Below are 15,397 nucleotides of genomic sequence, written 5' to 3'. Positions count from 1 at the left end.
TGCGGAGTGTCATTCAACACATTTGTCGTCTGATCCACCGCTTTCGCGAGCAAGCCCGCTCCCACCCAGTAGCCCTGCGACGAAATGGGATCGCGATTAACTCGAGCCATGCAGGTACAATGCCCACCCTTTTTTTCTTACGGCCCCGTCATGACTGACCCGATTCGACTTTCCAAACGCCTTATAGAACTCGTCGGTTGCTCCCGCCGGGAAGCCGAGCTGTTCATCGAAGGCGGTTGGGTGACCGTTGACGGCGAAGTCATCGACGAGCCGCAATTCAAGGTCAGCGACCAGAAAGTCGAACTCGACAAGGATGCCAAGGCCACCGCGCCGGAGCCCGTGACCCTGCTGCTCAACGTGCCTGCGGGCATGGACGCCGAGACCGCCATGGCGACCCTGAGCGCAGACACCCTGAGCGAAGAGCACCGCTTCGGCAAACGCCCGCTGCGCGGCCACTTCCTGCGCCTGACCGCCAGCACTGACCTGCAACCCAACGCCAGCGGCCTGCTGGTGTTCACCCAGGATTGGAAGATTCTGCGCAAGCTCACCGCCGACGCCGCGAAGATCGAGCAGGAATACGTGGTTGAGGTCGAAGGCGACATGATCGAGCACGGCCTCAACCGCTTGCAGCACGGCCTGACTTACAAGGGCAAGGAGTTGCCATCGGTCAAGGCCAGTTGGCAGAACGAAAATCGTCTGCGCTTCGCCTTGAAGAACCCGCAACCGGGCGTGATCGCCCTGTTCTGCCAGGCCGTGGGCCTGAAGGTCGTGGGCATCCGCCGCATCCGTGTCGGCGGCGTGTCCATCGGCAAGGTGCCGTTGGGGCAATGGCGCTACCTGTCCGGCAAAGAGAAGTTCTAAGGTTTCTCTCGCCGCAACACATTTCGGCAGCGCGCCCTGGTGCGCTGCCCACAGCTGAATATCAGGACTGCACACATGATTCATAACGACGTACTGCGCAGCGTGCGCTACATGCTCGACATCAGCGACAAGAAAGTCGTCGAGATCATCAAGCTCGGCGGCATGGACGTGAAGCTGGAAGACGTGGTGACCTGGCTCGACAAGAAAGAGGAAGACGAGGAAGGTTTCGTGCGCTGCCCGGACGACGTCATGGCGCACTTCCTCGACGGCCTGGTGGTGTTCAAGCGCGGCAAGGACGAAAGCCGCCCACCGATGCCGATCGAAGTGCCGGTGACCAACAACATCATCCTGAAAAAGCTGCGGGTGGCCTTCGAACTCAAGGAAGACGACATGCACGCGATCCTCAAGGCCGCCGAGTTCCCGGTGTCCAAGCCTGAGCTGAGCGCGCTGTTCCGCAAGGTCGGCCACACCAACTACCGTCCGTGTGGCGATCAGCTGCTGCGTAACTTCCTCAAGGGCCTGACCCTGCGCGTGCGCCCTCAATAAGGCTCGACTCTCTTGAGCTGCAATCTCGCAGCTCAAGGCCGGGCTCTATGACAGCCCATTCCTCGCAAAAATAGTGGCTCCGCTCCCCGCGACTGACGACTAGGGTGTAATGACCTTCAGCTCTCAGGATTCGCCATGCATCACTACTTCTCCCTGCAAGGCCGCATCGCCTTGGTCACCGGCGGCACCCGGGGCATCGGCAAAATGATCGCCAAGGCCTTTGTCGAGGCCGGCGCCACCGTTTACGTCTGCGCCCGCGATGTCGAAGCCTGCCAGCAAACGGCTGACGAACTCGGCGCCTATGGTCGCTGCCATGGCATCGCGGCCAATCTGGCCACCGAAGAGGGCGTGCTGCAACTGGTCGCGCGACTGGGCGAACAGATCACCCATCTAGACATTCTGGTCAACAACGCCGGCACCACTTGGGGCGCGCCGCTGGAGAGCTACCCGATCAAGGGCTGGGAAAAGGTCATGCAGCTCAACGTGACGTCCGTCTTCAACTGCATTCAGCAATTCCTGCCGCTGTTACGCAAGGCCGGTTCCGCGGCAAATCCGGCACGGATCATCAACATCGGCTCAGTCGCGGGCATCACCTCCCACGGCGAGCAGGCCTACGCCTACGGTCCCAGCAAGGCAGCGCTGCATCAACTGTCGCGAATGCTCGCGCGGGAACTGGTGAGCCAGCACATCAACGTCAACGTGATAGCACCGGGGCGCTTTCCGAGCAAAATGACCCAGCACATCGGCAATGATGAGCGGGCGCTGGCCGAGGACACGGCGCTGATCCCGATGAAGCGCTGGGGACGGGAGGAGGAAATGGCGGCGCTGGCAATCAGTCTGGCGAGCACGGCGGGGGCCTACATGACCGGGAATATCATTCCGCTGGATGGGGGATTCAGTCTCTGAGATCGGCGGTGTGGCTTTCGCGGGCAAGCCACGCTCCCACAGGGTTTTGGGGTGTAATCATATGTTGTGTCCACTGCAGAACCCTGTGGGAGCGAGGCTTGCCCGCGAAGACTGACTAACAGGCAACATCGAACCACCGGTCGATCGGGTTATCATGCCCACCTCATTCCCCCTCGACCGCCACCCATGACCTACAGCGTTTCCCCCATCGGCTTCGTCCACTCCTGTTTCAAGGAGAAGTTCGCCATCCCGCGCCAACCGCAACTGGCCCCGGCTGCCCGCGGTGTTCTGGAACTGGTGGCACCCTTCGATCAGGGCGATGCGGTGCAGGGGCTGGAGCAGGTCAGTCATGTCTGGCTGCTGTTTCTGTTCCATCAGGCGCTGGAAGAAAAACCGCGCCTGAAAGTCCGCCCTCCCCGCCTGGGCGGCAACAAGTCCATGGGCGTTTTCGCCACCCGCGCAACGCATCGGCCCAACGGCATCGGCCAGTCCGTGGTCAAACTGGACAAGGTCGAAGCCAATCGCCTGTGGATATCTGGCATCGACCTTCTGGATGGCACGCCGATTCTGGATATCAAACCCTACGTGCCCTACGCCGACATCATCGACACGGCCTCCAACAGCATCGCCAGCGCTGCGCCGCAGCTGATTGAGGTGCAGTGGAGCGACAACGCACTGCAACAGGCTCATGGACACGCTCAGCGCCTTGCAGAGCCACTGGTCGAGCTGATTGAGCAATGCCTGGCGCAGGATCCGAGGCCGGCGTACCAGACGCCGGCGCCAGAACGGGAATACGGCGCGCAATTCTGGGATGTGGATGTGCGCTGGCACTACCCAACGCCGGAGTTGATCCGCGTACTGGAAGTCGTGCGAAAACCGACCCTGTAGGAGCGGGCATGCTTGCGATGGAGGCACAGGCACCGCGGGGTGTCAGGCAGCCAACGTCATCGTGACGACCATCGCGAGCATGCTCGCTCCTACAGGAAAGCAAAAAGCCCGCGCTGCCTGGAGGCAACGCGGGCTTTTTGGTGTTGCGCCGTCTTACTTCTCGACGAACGCACGCTCGATCAGGTAATCACCCGGCTCGCGCATACGTGGCGAGACTTTCAGGCCGAAGCTGTTCAACACTTCGCTGGTCTCGTCGAGCATGCTCGGGCTGCCGCACAGCATGGCGCGGTCGTCCTGCGGGTTGATCGGTGGCAGACCGATGTCGCTGAACAGCTTGCCGCTGCGCATCAGGTCGGTCAGGCGGCCTTCGTTCTCGAACGGCTCGCGGGTCACGGTCGGGTAGTAGATCAACTTGTCACGCAGCGCTTCGCCGAAGAATTCGTTCTGCGGCAGGTGCTCGGTGATGAACTCGCGGTAAGCGACTTCGTTGACGTAACGAACGCCGTGGCACAGGATCACTTTTTCGAAACGCTCGTAGGTTTCCGGATCCTGAATGACGCTCATGAACGGCGCCAGACCGGTACCGGTGCTGAGCAGGTACAGATGCTTGCCAGGCTTCAAGTCATCCAGCACCAGGGTGCCGGTTGGCTTCTTGCTGATGATGATCTCGTCGCCTTCCTTCAGATGCTGCAGCTGGGAAGTCAGCGGACCGTCAGGCACCTTGATGCTGAAGAACTCGAGATGCTCTTCCCAGTTCGGGCTGGCAATCGAGTAAGCGCGCATAAGCGGGCGGCCGTTTGGCTGTTGCAGGCCGATCATCACGAACTGACCGTTCTCGAAGCGCAGGCCCGGATCGCGGGTGCACTTGAAGCTGAACAGAGTGTCGTTCCAGTGATGAACACTGAGGACACGCTCGTGGTTCATGTTGCTCATGTACGGGGACTCCTGGAGATTATCTGCGCGTGCTCCGAACTCTCTGGAAGGGTGCGCAATTGCATCGCATTCTAATAGCAGAGAGAATATCTGTTAAATGGATTATTAAGATAAGGGTTATCGGTTATATCGATATGCGATTTACTCTCCGTCAACTTCAAGTCTTCGTCGCCGTCGCCCAGCAAGAGAGTGTTTCCCGCGCCGCGGGCCTGCTCAATCTCTCGCAATCGGCGGCGAGCACCTCGATCACCGAACTGGAGCGCCAGTCCAGCTGCCAGCTGTTCGATCGCGCCGGCAAACGGCTGAGCCTCAACGCCCTCGGCAAGCAGCTGCTGCCGCAAGCGGTGGCAATGCTCGACCAGGCCAAGGAAATCGAAGACCTGCTCAACGGCAAGTCCGGTTTCGGCTCATTGGCGGTCGGCGCCACCCTGACCATCGGCAATTACCTGGCCACCCTGCTGATCGGCGGCTTCATGCAGCGCCACCCGGAAAGCCAGGTGAAGCTGCATGTGCAGAACACTGCCAACATTGTGCAACAGGTCGCCCACTACGAAATTGATCTGGGTCTGATCGAGGGCGATTGCAACCACCCGGACATCGAAGTGCAGAGCTGGGTCGAGGACGAACTGGTGGTGTTTTGCGCCCCGCAGCATCCGCTGGCCCAACGCGGCATCGCGACCATGGACGAACTGAGCCAGGAAGCCTGGATTCTGCGCGAACAGGGTTCGGGAACGCGGCTGACCTTCGATCAGGCCATGCGTCATCACCACAGCGCGCTGAACATTCGTCTGGAGCTGGAGCACACCGAAGCGATCAAGCGTGCTGTGGAGTCAGGTCTGGGGATTGGCTGCATTTCACGGCTGGCACTGCGCGATGCGTTTCGTCGCGGCAGTCTGGTGCCGGTGGAGACACCGGATCTGGACCTGGCGCGGCAGTTTTACTTCATCTGGCACAAACAGAAGTACCAGACCTCGGCGATGCGCGAGTTTCTCGATCTGTGCCGCGCTTTCACCGCAGGAGTCCAGCGCAGCGACGAGATCGTACTGCCGGCAATCGCTTAGAGCAGAATCACTGCCCAGACCAGGGCGATCATGGTCAGTGCCACCAATTGCGCGGCGCTGCCCATGTCCTTGGCGTTTTTTGACAGCGGGTGCCGTTCGAGGGAGATACGGTCAATCGCCGCCTCCACTGCCGAGTTGAGCAACTCGACGATCAGTGCCAGCAGGCAGACCGCAATCAGCAACGCCTGCTCGACGCGACTGACGTTCAGGAAGAACGACAAGGGAATCAGAATGACATTGAGCAGGACCAGCTGCCGAAAAGCCGCCTCGCCGGTAAAGGCGGCGCGCAGGCCATCAAAGGAATAGCCGGAGGCATTGAGGATGCGTTTAAGGCCGGTCTGGCCTTTGAAAGGAGACATAAGAGTAGGCAACTGACCAGAAAAGGAGTGAGGAAACTAGATTAACCCAAGTCAAAAAAGCGTGAAGACGCCAACCCTTAGTGGCTCGAAATTGACTCAAGTTGTTGCAGGAGCAACGCTGCCTGGGTCCGCGTTCGTACATTGAGCTTGCGGAAAATCGCCGTCACGTGGGCCTTGATGGTCGCTTCGGAAACACTCAGCTCGTAGGCGATCTGCTTGTTCAGCAAACCTTCGCAGACCATGGTCAGCACCCGGAACTGCTGCGGAGTCAGGCTGGCAAGGCCTTCACTGGCCGCCTTGGCTTCTTCGGACACGGCAACGGCTTCAAATGCCTGCGCAGGCCAGTAGACGTCACCATCGAGCACCGAACGCACGGCTTTCTGGATCACCTTCAGGTCGCTGGACTTGGGTATGAAGCCACTGGCGCCAAACTCCCGGGACTTGACCATCACCGAGGCTTCTTCCTGAGCCGAGACCATCACCACCGGAATCTGCGGGTATTGGCCACGCAACAGCACCAACCCGGAAAAGCCGTAGGCTCCGGGCATGTTCAGATCCAGCAGCACCAGGTCCCAGTCGGACTTTTCGGTCAGGCGGGTTTCCAGTTCGGCAATGCTCGCAACTTCCACCAGACGGACATCCGGGCCAAGGCCCAGGGTCAACGCTTGATGCAAGGCGGAACGAAAAAGCGGGTGGTCATCGGCAATCAGGATTTCGTATGTGGCCATTTTTCAAATGATCCTGTTTTCAAACAACTCGAAGTACAGCCACGGAGCTGCACCAACAGGGCACGTTCAACACCAGTACACACGGTGTATCAAATTTCGGCCGCACCCTAATCGGCGCCAAGCATGCCCAGCGAAGCCAGGGTGGTCAAGCTACATGGCCAGTACAGTCTTTTGCAGTATGGGCGACAATCAGCTCATGACCGCAGCAGCGTTTCGCACAAACGGCAACAACTCGGCATGCGCCGGTGTTTCAACATTCATTTCCAGTTGTCGCTTGGCATCGAGGTAATGCTGGCTGAACACATCGAAATAGGCTTCCAGGGCCGATGCGGCCTGAACATCGCCTGCCAGATCCAGGCACAGCGCCGCGACTTCGGCCGTGCACAGGTGCTCGCTGCGGGTCGAACGACGCAACTGATAGCGGGAAAGTTTTTCGGGCAGCAGGCTGAGGATCGGCAACGCGTCGAAATAAGGGCTTTTACGGAAAATCTTGCGGGCTTCGGTCCAGGTCGCATCCAGCAGAATGAACAGTGGACGCTTGCGGCTATCGGTCGTCACCGTGTTGGTCACGCGCTCAGGCGCCACGTACTCGCCGGGGAACACCAGGTAAGGCTGCCATTGCGGGTCGGACAGCAGCGCCAGCAACTGCTGATCGACTTCAGTCCGCGACCAGATGAACGCATGGTTGTCGCGCACCACATCGGCAATCAGCCAACCAGTATTGCTGGGCTTGAACACTTCCTTGCTGGTCATGATCAGACAGATACCGGAACGACTCTCGACCTGCGGGCGCCAGGCGCACAGGCAATGACTCTCGATCACTCGACAGGCGCGGCAACGGGGCGCGCGCCAGCCTCGGGCCTGAATCGGCTTGATACCTTCATCTTCACGTTGGTCACGCAGACGGGCGACGGCGTTTTGGGCGTGGTTCATCAATGGCAACGCCGGCAGACTGGGAAACTCGACACGAACAGGACTCGGCAGGGCAATAAAGGCCGGCAGTTTATCAGAGCCGCCGGCACAAGCCTGTACCGTCCAGACGAGCTCCCCTATAATTCGCCGCCACTGAACGCACAGTCACGTGGCTGGTCGAAGCACCAGTCACTGAACCAGGAGAGTTTCATGCTGCGCCTTATCGTCCCAACCGCTGCCATTCTGCTGGCGTCATCCTTCAGCGCTCAGGCTGCGTCCCTGAGTGAGCAGAATCTGAACAAAGAGCTGCGCAATGTCGCCGCACAAAGCAGCGTTGGCACGCCACGGGCGATCAATGAAGACATTCTTGATCAGGGCTACACCGTCGAAGGCAACACGCTGATCAACCACCTGAGCGTGCAAAGCAGCCACGCCCAGAAAATGCGCGCCGATCCAAAGGCGGTGTATTTCCAGCTCGGCGCCTCGGTCTGCAACAACCCCGGTTTCCGCAAGCTGATGGCAAAAGGCGCGGTGATGCGTTACGACTTCACCGAGATCAAGACCAATCGCCCGGTAGGCTCGGCAAGCTTCCAGGAATCGGACTGCCCGAAAGCAACGCCGAAGAAAAAGTAATCAGTGGGATTTTGCGCGCCGCTGTTCATCCTCGGCGCGCAGTTCTGCCAGTAGTGCCTGCAAATAGCGCGAACGATGCTCTCCCCCCTCCAGTCGTCGGCAGCACTCTTCTTCAAGACTCAAATGATTGGTCTCGGCCGATGACTTGAGCAATCGATACAGTTGTGTATCGATCTCTATTTCCAGAACGACTCTGGCCATGGCTCCCGCCTCCTTGCTACTCGCTCTTGTTGAGCGATCAATCCCTGTACCGCTTGAACCCAAGCCCTGCTTTGACGCAAAGCTGTCGTATGACGCCTGTAAATTAGTAAATCAGAGTGGCAGACGCACGGCGCAGCTTCAGACGAGCGGCGAAACCACTTCGTAAACAGTCAATAAGCGGTTGCCAGAAAAGACTTTGCGGCGCAATGATCCAGTCAGCGCAAATCACCACAAGGGTCTAGATTTCAAGGTATCGATCGTTATGTTTCAGGGCTGAAGGGGGCTGCCCGATACCCGTTGTGTCATGCGAACGTTTCTTTCATCCAAGGGAAAAACAGAGCCTGTATGGATGACCCGATGTTGTTCGGGTCAAGTGGATCGCCCAGGCATGGGCCTGGGCAGACAGCGACACAGGACGTGTCGTGGCGTCGACGAATGCGTTGTCGAAGCCTTGGGTTCTGTGCAGAAGGAGAAGTTGAATGCCTTACCAACCGAATGACCTCCTGAGCCGTCATTTTCAGGAAAGCGGCCACGACCTCATCAGCAAGGTCGAAGAACAACTCAACCTGGTTTCACCCAACAGCCCCAACATCCCCATCTACCGCGACATGATCCTGACCGTGCTGCGCATGGCCCAGGAAGACCACAACCGCTGGAATGCCAAGATCACCCTGCAAGCCCTTCGCGAGCTGGAGCAAGCGTTCCGGGTACTCGAGCAGTTCAAGGGGCGACGCAAGGTCACGGTGTTCGGCTCGGCCCGCACACCGATTGAACACCCGCTGTACGCCATGGCCCGGGAACTCGGCGCCGCGCTCGCCCGCTCGGAGATGATGGTCATCACCGGCGCCGGTGGCGGCATCATGGCGGCGGCCCACGAAGGCGCCGGACGAGACAACAGCCTGGGCTTCAACATCACCCTGCCGTTCGAACAGCACGCCAACCCCACCGTGAACGGCACGACCAACCTGCTGCCGTTCCACTTTTTCTTCACCCGCAAGCTGTTCTTCGTCAAGGAAGCCGATGCCCTGGTGCTCTGTCCGGGCGGATTCGGCACCCTTGATGAAGCGCTGGAAGTACTGACACTGATCCAGACCGGCAAAAGCCCACTGGTGCCGGTGGTGTTGCTGGATGTACCTGGCGGCAAATTCTGGCAAGGAGCGCTGGACTTCATCCAGCAACAGCTGGAGGAAAATCGCTACATCCTGCCTACAGACATGAAACTGGTGAGACTGGTCCACACCGTCGAGGAAGCGGTCGAGCACATCAACCAGTTCTACAGCAACTTCCACTCCAGCCGGTGGCTCAAGCATCAGTTCGTGATTCGCATGAATCACCGGCTCAGTGATCGAGCACTTGAAGACATGCAGGAGGCGTTCGCGGATTTGTGCCTGAGCGATCATTTCCATCAGCACGCCTATAGCGGTGAAGAGCATGATGAAGCGCAGTTCGGCCATCTGGCTCGGCTGGCCTTCACTTTCAACGCCCGTAACCACGGCCGGTTGCGAGAGCTGGTGGATTACATCAACCTGTCGGAAAACTGGGAACAATCTCAGTCTCAATCTCAACTTCAGGCCCAACCCCAAGCGCAGCAACGATCGCGGGAAACTTCGAAAGAAATCTGAGGCAAAAAAAACGGCCCGCTATCGAAATAGCGGGCCGTTTTTATTCAGTCAGTAATCCATGCTTCGGCCACTGAGCAAGCGGCTGATCATTTCCATGGAGTATCCCCGATAGGCCAGGAACCTGCCTTGCTTGGCGCGTTCCCGTGCATCTATCGGCAACTCGGAAAACTTGCGCCGCCAGGTGTCTTCCAGTTGCGCCTGCCAGTCGATACCGCATTCGCGCAAGGCCAACTCGATATCGCTGCGTTGCAGGCCCCGCTGGCTCAACTCTTCACGAATGCGCAAAGGGCCATAGCCGGAGCGGGCACGATAGGAAACGAAGCTTTCGAGATAACGGGATTCGGAGAGCAAGCCCTCTTCCGTCAATCGGTCGAGCGCTGTTTCGATCAGTTCTGGGAGAGCGCCGCGCTGACGCAGTTTACGCGTCAGCTCGACTCGACCGTGCTCGCGTCGCGCGAGCAGGTCCATGGCGGTTCGCCGCACCGCGACGAGTGTATCGAGTACGGCGGTCGTCATCGGATCAATCAGATATCAGCGTCAGCCAGATCGTCTTCGGTCTCTTTAACCGCAGAAGCTTTGGCGTCTGCTACCGACGCAGGAGACAGCAGCTTGTCACGCAGTTGTTTCTCGAGCGCAGCGGCAACATCCGGGTTATCCGCCAGGTACTTGGCCGAGTTGGCTTTACCCTGACCGATCTTGGTGCCGTTGTAGGCATACCAGGCACCGGATTTTTCAACGAAACCGTGCAGAACACCCAGGTCGATCATCTCGCCATTGAGGTAGATGCCCTTGCCGTAAAGAATCTGGAACTCGGCCTGACGGAACGGCGAAGCCACCTTGTTCTTCACAACCTTGACGCGGGTTTCGCTACCGACGACTTCATCACCTTCTTTCACCGCGCCAGTGCGACGGATGTCCAGACGAACCGAAGCGTAGAACTTCAGCGCGTTACCACCGGTGGTGGTTTCCGGGCTGCCGAACATCACACCGATTTTCATACGGATCTGGTTGATGAAGATCACCAGGCAGTTGGCGTTCTTGATGTTACCGGTGATTTTACGCAGCGCCTGGGACATCAGACGGGCTTGCAGGCCCACATGCATGTCACCCATTTCGCCTTCGATTTCAGCCTTCGGTACCAGCGCCGCCACGGAGTCGACGATGATCACGTCAACCGCGTTGGAACGCACCAGCATGTCGGTGATTTCCAGGGCCTGTTCGCCGGTGTCCGGCTGGGAAACCAGCAGATCGTCGACGTTCACGCCCAGCTTGCCGGCGTATTCAGGGTCCAGGGCGTGTTCGGCGTCGACGAATGCGCAGGTCGCGCCAGCTTTTTGAGCCTGGGCGATCACGGAGAGAGTGAGAGTGGTTTTACCGGAAGATTCAGGACCGTAGATTTCAACAATACGGCCTTTTGGCAGACCGCCGATGCCAAGAGCAATGTCCAGACCCAGAGAGCCAGTAGAGATGGATGGGATCGCCTGACGGTCCTGATCGCCCATACGCATTACGGCACCCTTGCCGAATTGACGTTCGATCTGACCCAGGGCCGCAGCCAAGGCTTTCTTCTTGTTGTCGTCCATTAAAGTCCTCACGTAATCAATAAGGCCTGACGGCCAACACCTGTATAAGTAGCCAGTATTATTCCACAGCGATTGTGGATCGCCTACCCCTGATTTGAGATTTCTGCCGCGGCATACCGCAGCAACCCCTCTAGCGCGGCCTTCACCGTTTGTCGGCGAACCTCGTCGCGGTCACCGGCGAAGTGCTGCAACTCGCTGAATACCCGCTCGCCCACGCCCCAGGCCAGCCATACCGTGCCCACCGGCTTGTTCGGCGAACCGCCGTCCGGCCCGGCAATGCCACTGACCGCCACGGAGAAAAACGCCCGGCTTTTTTCCTGCGCCCCCCTGGCCATCGCCTCGACCACCTCCTGGCTGACAGCGCCCACCGTCGTGAACAACTCGACCGGGACACCCAGTTGCATGTTCTTCTGCAAGTTGGAGTAGGTGACATAACCGGCCTCGAACCACGCCGAGCTGCCAGGAATGCGAGTGATGGCCTCGGCGATCCCGCCACCGGTACAAGACTCGGCCGTGGAGACATGGGCGTTGAGCATCTGCAAGTGCCTGCCAAGATCGGCGGCCAGTTGAGTGGTTACTTTCACGGTCATCTCCTGATGGGCGGAATGAGACCTACCGTACACGAGCGCATCGCGCTTGCAAGTTACAGGGTCGCTCAAAATGTTAGCGGATTAGCGCCCTCACATATGCCTGACACGCCTGCAAGGCAATCAATCCCCGGTCGCCGGCATCGGTGATGGCGATAATTCGTTGAGCATGCGCCGGGTCAAGTCGGGCGCGTACGGGGCCAGAATCCACGCCGCCGGGGCCGGAGGCGGCTGGCACTGTACGGATTGAAGCCGTGTCAGCGGCATCGAGGAGGACTGACAGCCGCACATCAGCAGTGGCAAGACGATCGCGCAGGCGATCCTGATCACGTTGGACATCGCTCAACACTCGGAAATGGTTTTGTTCGCTGGTCGACAGTTGTTGCTCGAGGGCCAGGCGCTTGTTCTGCTCGATTCGTTGCTGCATCGCCGCCGCCAGATTCAACTGATTCAGCGATTCACTGTGCAAGCGAGCCTGCTCCGCCAACTGCCGACCATAACGCCAATCCTGAATCCGCCAGGCCAGCGCCGCCGAACCGCAGGTCAACACGACCAGCACCAAGGCAGCACAGAACCACCGATAGACCGCAGGCTTCAAACCGAAGGCTGACATAACACCGCCCTCGCCCGCGCCCAGAGCTGCAAACGATCCTGCAATCCGTTCAAGCCACCGTTGATACGCCGCGTGATGCTGTTGAACTGGTCGCGATCAGCCAGTTCATTGAGGCCGTTCTGCTCCCAGAACCACGCCGCAGACTCGGCGGCCCACTGCGGTTGCTCGAGCAGTTCCGGCAAAGCCAACAAACGCTCATCACCAAACAGGCCAAGGCTGCACTGGCGATAGTTATTGCGACCGGTGATCTGGATCAGACCCCGACCACGATAACGCTGACCATCGCCATCGGGCTCCGGCGTATTGCCCAGGCGAGCAGCCAGGGATCCTGTGTCGTATTTGCTCAGGTATTGATCGCTACCCAGTTCACGCACGTACTGCAACTGCCCGGATTCATGGCCGACTTGTGCGAGGAAGGCGGCGATGCGTTTGGGCGAGTTGATTTTGCGGCGAGCCATGGCGGTGTTGAGGGGGGAAACGAAAACGCCCGCATGGATGCGGGCGTAGGAATAGATTTCAAGCAACTGCGCAAAGGTGAGCTCCATCGTCGAAGAACCTCAATACTTAATGACGCGTCAACGCGTGAAGTCTGGCCAGGACGTGAATTACAAGAACTTCCTCCTGAATTTCAGTTCTGGTCAGATCGGGAATCTCGGGGCGGCGGCACCTCACAAACCCCGATACGCTTCGCAGCCCAACGCTCGTAAAGCCCGATTGCCACGTCCGCTACCGCCATCGCGGTAAGACACCCAAAGGCGCCCGAGGTCCAGATCGACATACCGGCTGCGTAGAGCAGCATAACGGCCGAAACGCCGCAGACCATGCAGGCACCAGAACGAAGGGCCAACCGTCTCAGCAATGACCAGCCGCGAGCGCCGTCCTTGTCGGCGCGCCACATTTCGCCGGATATCCCGCCCAGCAGGGCGAGAACGATGACGAGCCAGATCGGCATGTCCAGCAACGCTTGTTGCTCGTATGTCATGTCACACCTCCTGGGGTAATTGATGGTTTGTGCCGGATTCGAAGATGACCGAGGCAGGCATTCCAAAAAGCCCGGTGTTAGCCAGGCTTTTCAGTAATGCACTCCGCTTGACGGGGTGCATTTACAGATGGCTGAAGTTGAACTTACGGAATCTCGGGCCAGGTGACGGTCAGCGGGTAGCCCGGTTGCTTGTTCACGCTGCTCATATCGATGAAGAACTGCTTGTAAGCCAGCAGAGCGGCTTCATCGGCGGCAGTGGCGACTCCCAGATCAACCTTGTACTGAAGCGCTGTGGAATCCAGAGTGGTGTTTACCTTGAGGTACCGTTGCTCTCTTGCCATTCGCATTTGCCAGGCCAGTTCGGATGGCTGCGCCCACGGATTACTGTCCGTGAACGTCCAGACGCCATCGGTATTCACCGCATTCCAGGAGTAGTCGATCCTGGGCAATGCAGTGACATCCACCCAGACCTGATCGGTCGGGAATTCCTCGGTGATCGGGTTGCTGGTTTCGAAGATGTTGTCGACTTGGCCATCGACGACGCGTGCGTATTTTTTCATCGTAATTTCCTTATTGAGGCCGGAGTCCCCCGGCACGTGGTATCTGCCCTGTCAGGTAGGCATTCCAAAAAGCCCGGCATCAACCGGGCTTTTCAGTAATGCGGTCCTTCGCGTCGACCTTTCGGCGCTACTGGCGCGGTACGGGTCTGTTCAGATTGTTCTTCCGGCCGCGGTCCCTGCCCGCCGGATAACTGCTTTCGGTGCTTTACGCTGCACACCCGGGTCAGTTGCTAACCCTCTGAACCGTTGAGGCCGGTTCATCGCTGCCTTTTGGTGGAACTAAAGAGCTTCGTTTCGAGCCGCTTTGTGTAGCGGCTTGAGACAAAGAATATGCATGTATGCATATCCAGTCAATGCGTAAATGCATTTATTTATACACGCGAAATGCATAAACGCATGAAAAGCCGCGCTAGCAAGGGCCTTGGCAGCTTTTTCAAGGCGAAAAAAACCCGCCGGAGGGCGGGTTTTGTCGGATGGTGATCGGGTTAGCGGGCGTACATGCCCCACCAGAAGACGTGGCCGAGGATCACGATTTGTTCTTCCTGCATTTCCTGGAAGCTGTAGTCTTCGTCCGGATGCTCATCGCGATTGAAGCTGCGCAGACGAATGCCGGTGGGCAGGCGGTAGAGCTGTTTCACCCGCAATTGGCCGTTGTGGTTGATCGCATAAAGGTCGCCATCGACGATGTCGCCAATCCCGGACTTCCCGGCGTTGACCCCCACCGTGGCGCCGTCGCGTAGCACCGGCAACATGCTGTTGCCGCGCACGGTCACGCATTTGGCCTGGTCGAACTGCACGCCATTGTGGCGCAGGCTGCGCTTGCCGAAGCGCAGGCTTGCGCGCTCGCTCTCTTCGATGACGAATCTTCCTGATCCCGCGGCCAATTCAACCTCGCGAAGAAAGGGGACCGAGACCTCGTCGTCATCGACGGGGGTGTCGTCGTCCCACAGACTTATATCCTTGAGTTCCGAATGTGATTGATCGCGTCCACCAACGGCTGCCGACGCGACATCTGCGCGGCCGCGCAACTGGTCGGTGCTCACCGAGAAGTATTCGGCGATTTTCGAAATGTGTTTATCCGAAGGATCGACGATCTTCCCGCTGAGAATCCGCGAGAGAGTGGATTGAGGCACGCCGGTGCGACGGTGGAGCTCCGTGGGGGAGATCCCGTGCTGGTCGAGCAGTGCTCTTAGGACGGTAGAAACATTGCGTTTTTGCATAACGCGCATATTGCTCGTTCTTTTGGCAGAAGACAAATGCTCAAATGCATAAATGACGCATAAGCCGCGCAGAGTGCTGCATAACAGAACCACGCAGCGTTCATGCCTGCGTCCTGCAGAGCGCCCATGTTAATCTTGCGCCCATTGCGGAAAAGTCGGGCCGATGCCCCATTTTTGCCCTACACCTTTGAACGAGTTTTCC

The 15,397-nt window shown here is 58.7% G+C and carries 20 protein-coding genes; 7 read left to right on the top strand and 13 right to left on the bottom strand.

From position 1 onward, the window contains the following. Positions 1-150 precede the first annotated feature (150 nt). The 4 genes from ACW9JE_RS09525 (at position 151) to tsaA (ending at position 3,201) form a co-directional block, all read left to right on the top strand. The gene (locus tag ACW9JE_RS09525; RefSeq protein WP_457432596.1) at positions 151-861 is read left to right on the top strand and encodes an rRNA pseudouridine synthase; all 711 of its coding nucleotides are present in this window, start codon (positions 151-153) and stop codon (positions 859-861) included. 75 nt (positions 862-936) lie between these two features. After that, entirely contained in the window at positions 937-1,407 is a 471-nt protein-coding gene (locus ACW9JE_RS09520; protein WP_224533416.1) for a YehS family protein, read from the top strand. Positions 1,408-1,542: 135 nt separating this feature from the next. Beyond that, positions 1,543-2,313 carry an SDR family oxidoreductase gene (locus ACW9JE_RS09515; RefSeq protein ID WP_457432595.1) on the top strand — a complete coding sequence of 257 codons (771 nt, stop codon included), beginning with the start codon at positions 1,543-1,545 and terminating at the stop codon, positions 2,311-2,313. A 186-nt stretch (positions 2,314-2,499) separates the two neighbouring features. Further along, complete coding sequence (gene tsaA, locus ACW9JE_RS09510; protein ID WP_457432594.1) at positions 2,500-3,201, top strand: tRNA (N6-threonylcarbamoyladenosine(37)-N6)-methyltransferase TrmO; 702 nt, start codon at positions 2,500-2,502, stop codon at positions 3,199-3,201. 153 nt (positions 3,202-3,354) lie between these two features. Here the strand turns inward: tsaA and fpr are convergent, their stop codons facing one another. Beyond that, positions 3,355-4,134, bottom strand: coding sequence for a ferredoxin-NADP reductase (gene fpr, locus ACW9JE_RS09505; protein ID WP_003443014.1), 780 nt, complete (start codon positions 4,132-4,134; stop codon positions 3,355-3,357). 134 nt (positions 4,135-4,268) lie between these two features. Between fpr and ACW9JE_RS09500 the strand changes: the two genes are divergently transcribed. Beyond that, positions 4,269-5,195 (top strand): LysR family transcriptional regulator, encoded by a 927-nt coding sequence (locus ACW9JE_RS09500; protein WP_224533413.1) that lies wholly within the window; start codon positions 4,269-4,271, stop codon positions 5,193-5,195. On the opposite strand, the gene ACW9JE_RS09495 is transcribed toward ACW9JE_RS09500, so the two are convergent. The 3 genes from ACW9JE_RS09495 to ACW9JE_RS09485 all read right to left on the bottom strand — a co-directional run bounded on the left by ACW9JE_RS09495 (position 5,192) and on the right by ACW9JE_RS09485 (position 7,215). Continuing rightward, a complete protein-coding gene (locus ACW9JE_RS09495; protein WP_095197038.1) occupies positions 5,192-5,554 on the bottom strand; it encodes a diacylglycerol kinase in 363 nt (120 codons plus the stop codon). The two genes, ACW9JE_RS09500 and ACW9JE_RS09495, sit on opposite strands and share 4 nt — an antisense overlap. 77 nt (positions 5,555-5,631) lie before the next feature. Beyond that, positions 5,632-6,282, bottom strand: coding sequence for a response regulator transcription factor ErdR (gene erdR, locus ACW9JE_RS09490; protein WP_224533412.1), 651 nt, complete (start codon positions 6,280-6,282; stop codon positions 5,632-5,634). Between the two features lie 189 nt (positions 6,283-6,471). Beyond that, entirely contained in the window at positions 6,472-7,215 is a 744-nt protein-coding gene (locus ACW9JE_RS09485; RefSeq protein WP_224533411.1) for a tRNA-uridine aminocarboxypropyltransferase, read from the bottom strand. 189 nt (positions 7,216-7,404) lie between these two features. Between ACW9JE_RS09485 and ACW9JE_RS09480 the strand changes: the two genes are divergently transcribed. Next, positions 7,405-7,827, top strand: coding sequence for a PA3611 family quorum-sensing-regulated virulence factor (locus ACW9JE_RS09480; RefSeq protein WP_224533410.1), 423 nt, complete (start codon positions 7,405-7,407; stop codon positions 7,825-7,827). Here the strand turns inward: ACW9JE_RS09480 and ACW9JE_RS09475 are convergent, their stop codons facing one another. Further along, complete coding sequence (locus ACW9JE_RS09475) at positions 7,828-8,028, bottom strand: hypothetical protein (protein WP_175375019.1); 201 nt, start codon at positions 8,026-8,028, stop codon at positions 7,828-7,830. A 479-nt stretch (positions 8,029-8,507) separates the two neighbouring features. Between ACW9JE_RS09475 and ACW9JE_RS09470 the strand changes: the two genes are divergently transcribed. After that, entirely contained in the window at positions 8,508-9,650 is a 1,143-nt protein-coding gene (locus ACW9JE_RS09470; protein ID WP_224533409.1) for an LOG family protein, read from the top strand. Positions 9,651-9,698: 48 nt separating this feature from the next. Here the strand turns inward: ACW9JE_RS09470 and recX are convergent, their stop codons facing one another. From recX to ACW9JE_RS09430, 8 genes are all read right to left on the bottom strand, one after another. Continuing rightward, entirely contained in the window at positions 9,699-10,166 is a 468-nt protein-coding gene (gene recX, locus ACW9JE_RS09465) for a recombination regulator RecX (RefSeq protein WP_224533408.1), read from the bottom strand. 8 nt (positions 10,167-10,174) lie between these two features. Beyond that, complete coding sequence (gene recA / locus ACW9JE_RS09460) at positions 10,175-11,233, bottom strand: recombinase RecA (RefSeq protein WP_224533407.1); 1,059 nt, start codon at positions 11,231-11,233, stop codon at positions 10,175-10,177. Positions 11,234-11,316: 83 nt separating this feature from the next. Further along, a complete protein-coding gene (locus tag ACW9JE_RS09455; RefSeq protein ID WP_175375023.1) occupies positions 11,317-11,817 on the bottom strand; it encodes a CinA family protein in 501 nt (166 codons plus the stop codon). A 79-nt stretch (positions 11,818-11,896) separates the two neighbouring features. Beyond that, positions 11,897-12,433, bottom strand: coding sequence for a lysis system i-spanin subunit Rz (locus ACW9JE_RS09450; protein ID WP_224533406.1), 537 nt, complete (start codon positions 12,431-12,433; stop codon positions 11,897-11,899). Further along, positions 12,415-12,978, bottom strand: a complete 564-nt coding sequence (locus tag ACW9JE_RS09445; RefSeq protein ID WP_457432593.1) for a glycoside hydrolase family 19 protein — start codon at positions 12,976-12,978, stop codon at positions 12,415-12,417. The genes ACW9JE_RS09450 and ACW9JE_RS09445 overlap by 19 nt, the downstream gene beginning before the upstream one ends. An 83-nt stretch (positions 12,979-13,061) precedes the next feature. Beyond that, positions 13,062-13,415, bottom strand: a complete 354-nt coding sequence (locus ACW9JE_RS09440; protein WP_457432592.1) for a phage holin family protein — start codon at positions 13,413-13,415, stop codon at positions 13,062-13,064. A 143-nt stretch (positions 13,416-13,558) separates the two neighbouring features. Then, positions 13,559-13,975, bottom strand: a complete 417-nt coding sequence (locus tag ACW9JE_RS09435) for a tail fiber assembly protein (protein ID WP_224533403.1) — start codon at positions 13,973-13,975, stop codon at positions 13,559-13,561. A gap of 485 nt (positions 13,976-14,460) precedes the next feature. Next, positions 14,461-15,195, bottom strand: a complete 735-nt coding sequence (locus ACW9JE_RS09430) for an XRE family transcriptional regulator (protein ID WP_175375280.1) — start codon at positions 15,193-15,195, stop codon at positions 14,461-14,463. Positions 15,196-15,397 lie beyond the last annotated feature (202 nt).

Source organism: Pseudomonas sp. SDO55104_S430 (assembly GCF_054070595.1).
Note: the sequence above shows the minus strand (reverse complement) of the source record. Positions and strands in the feature narration are given on the sequence as shown.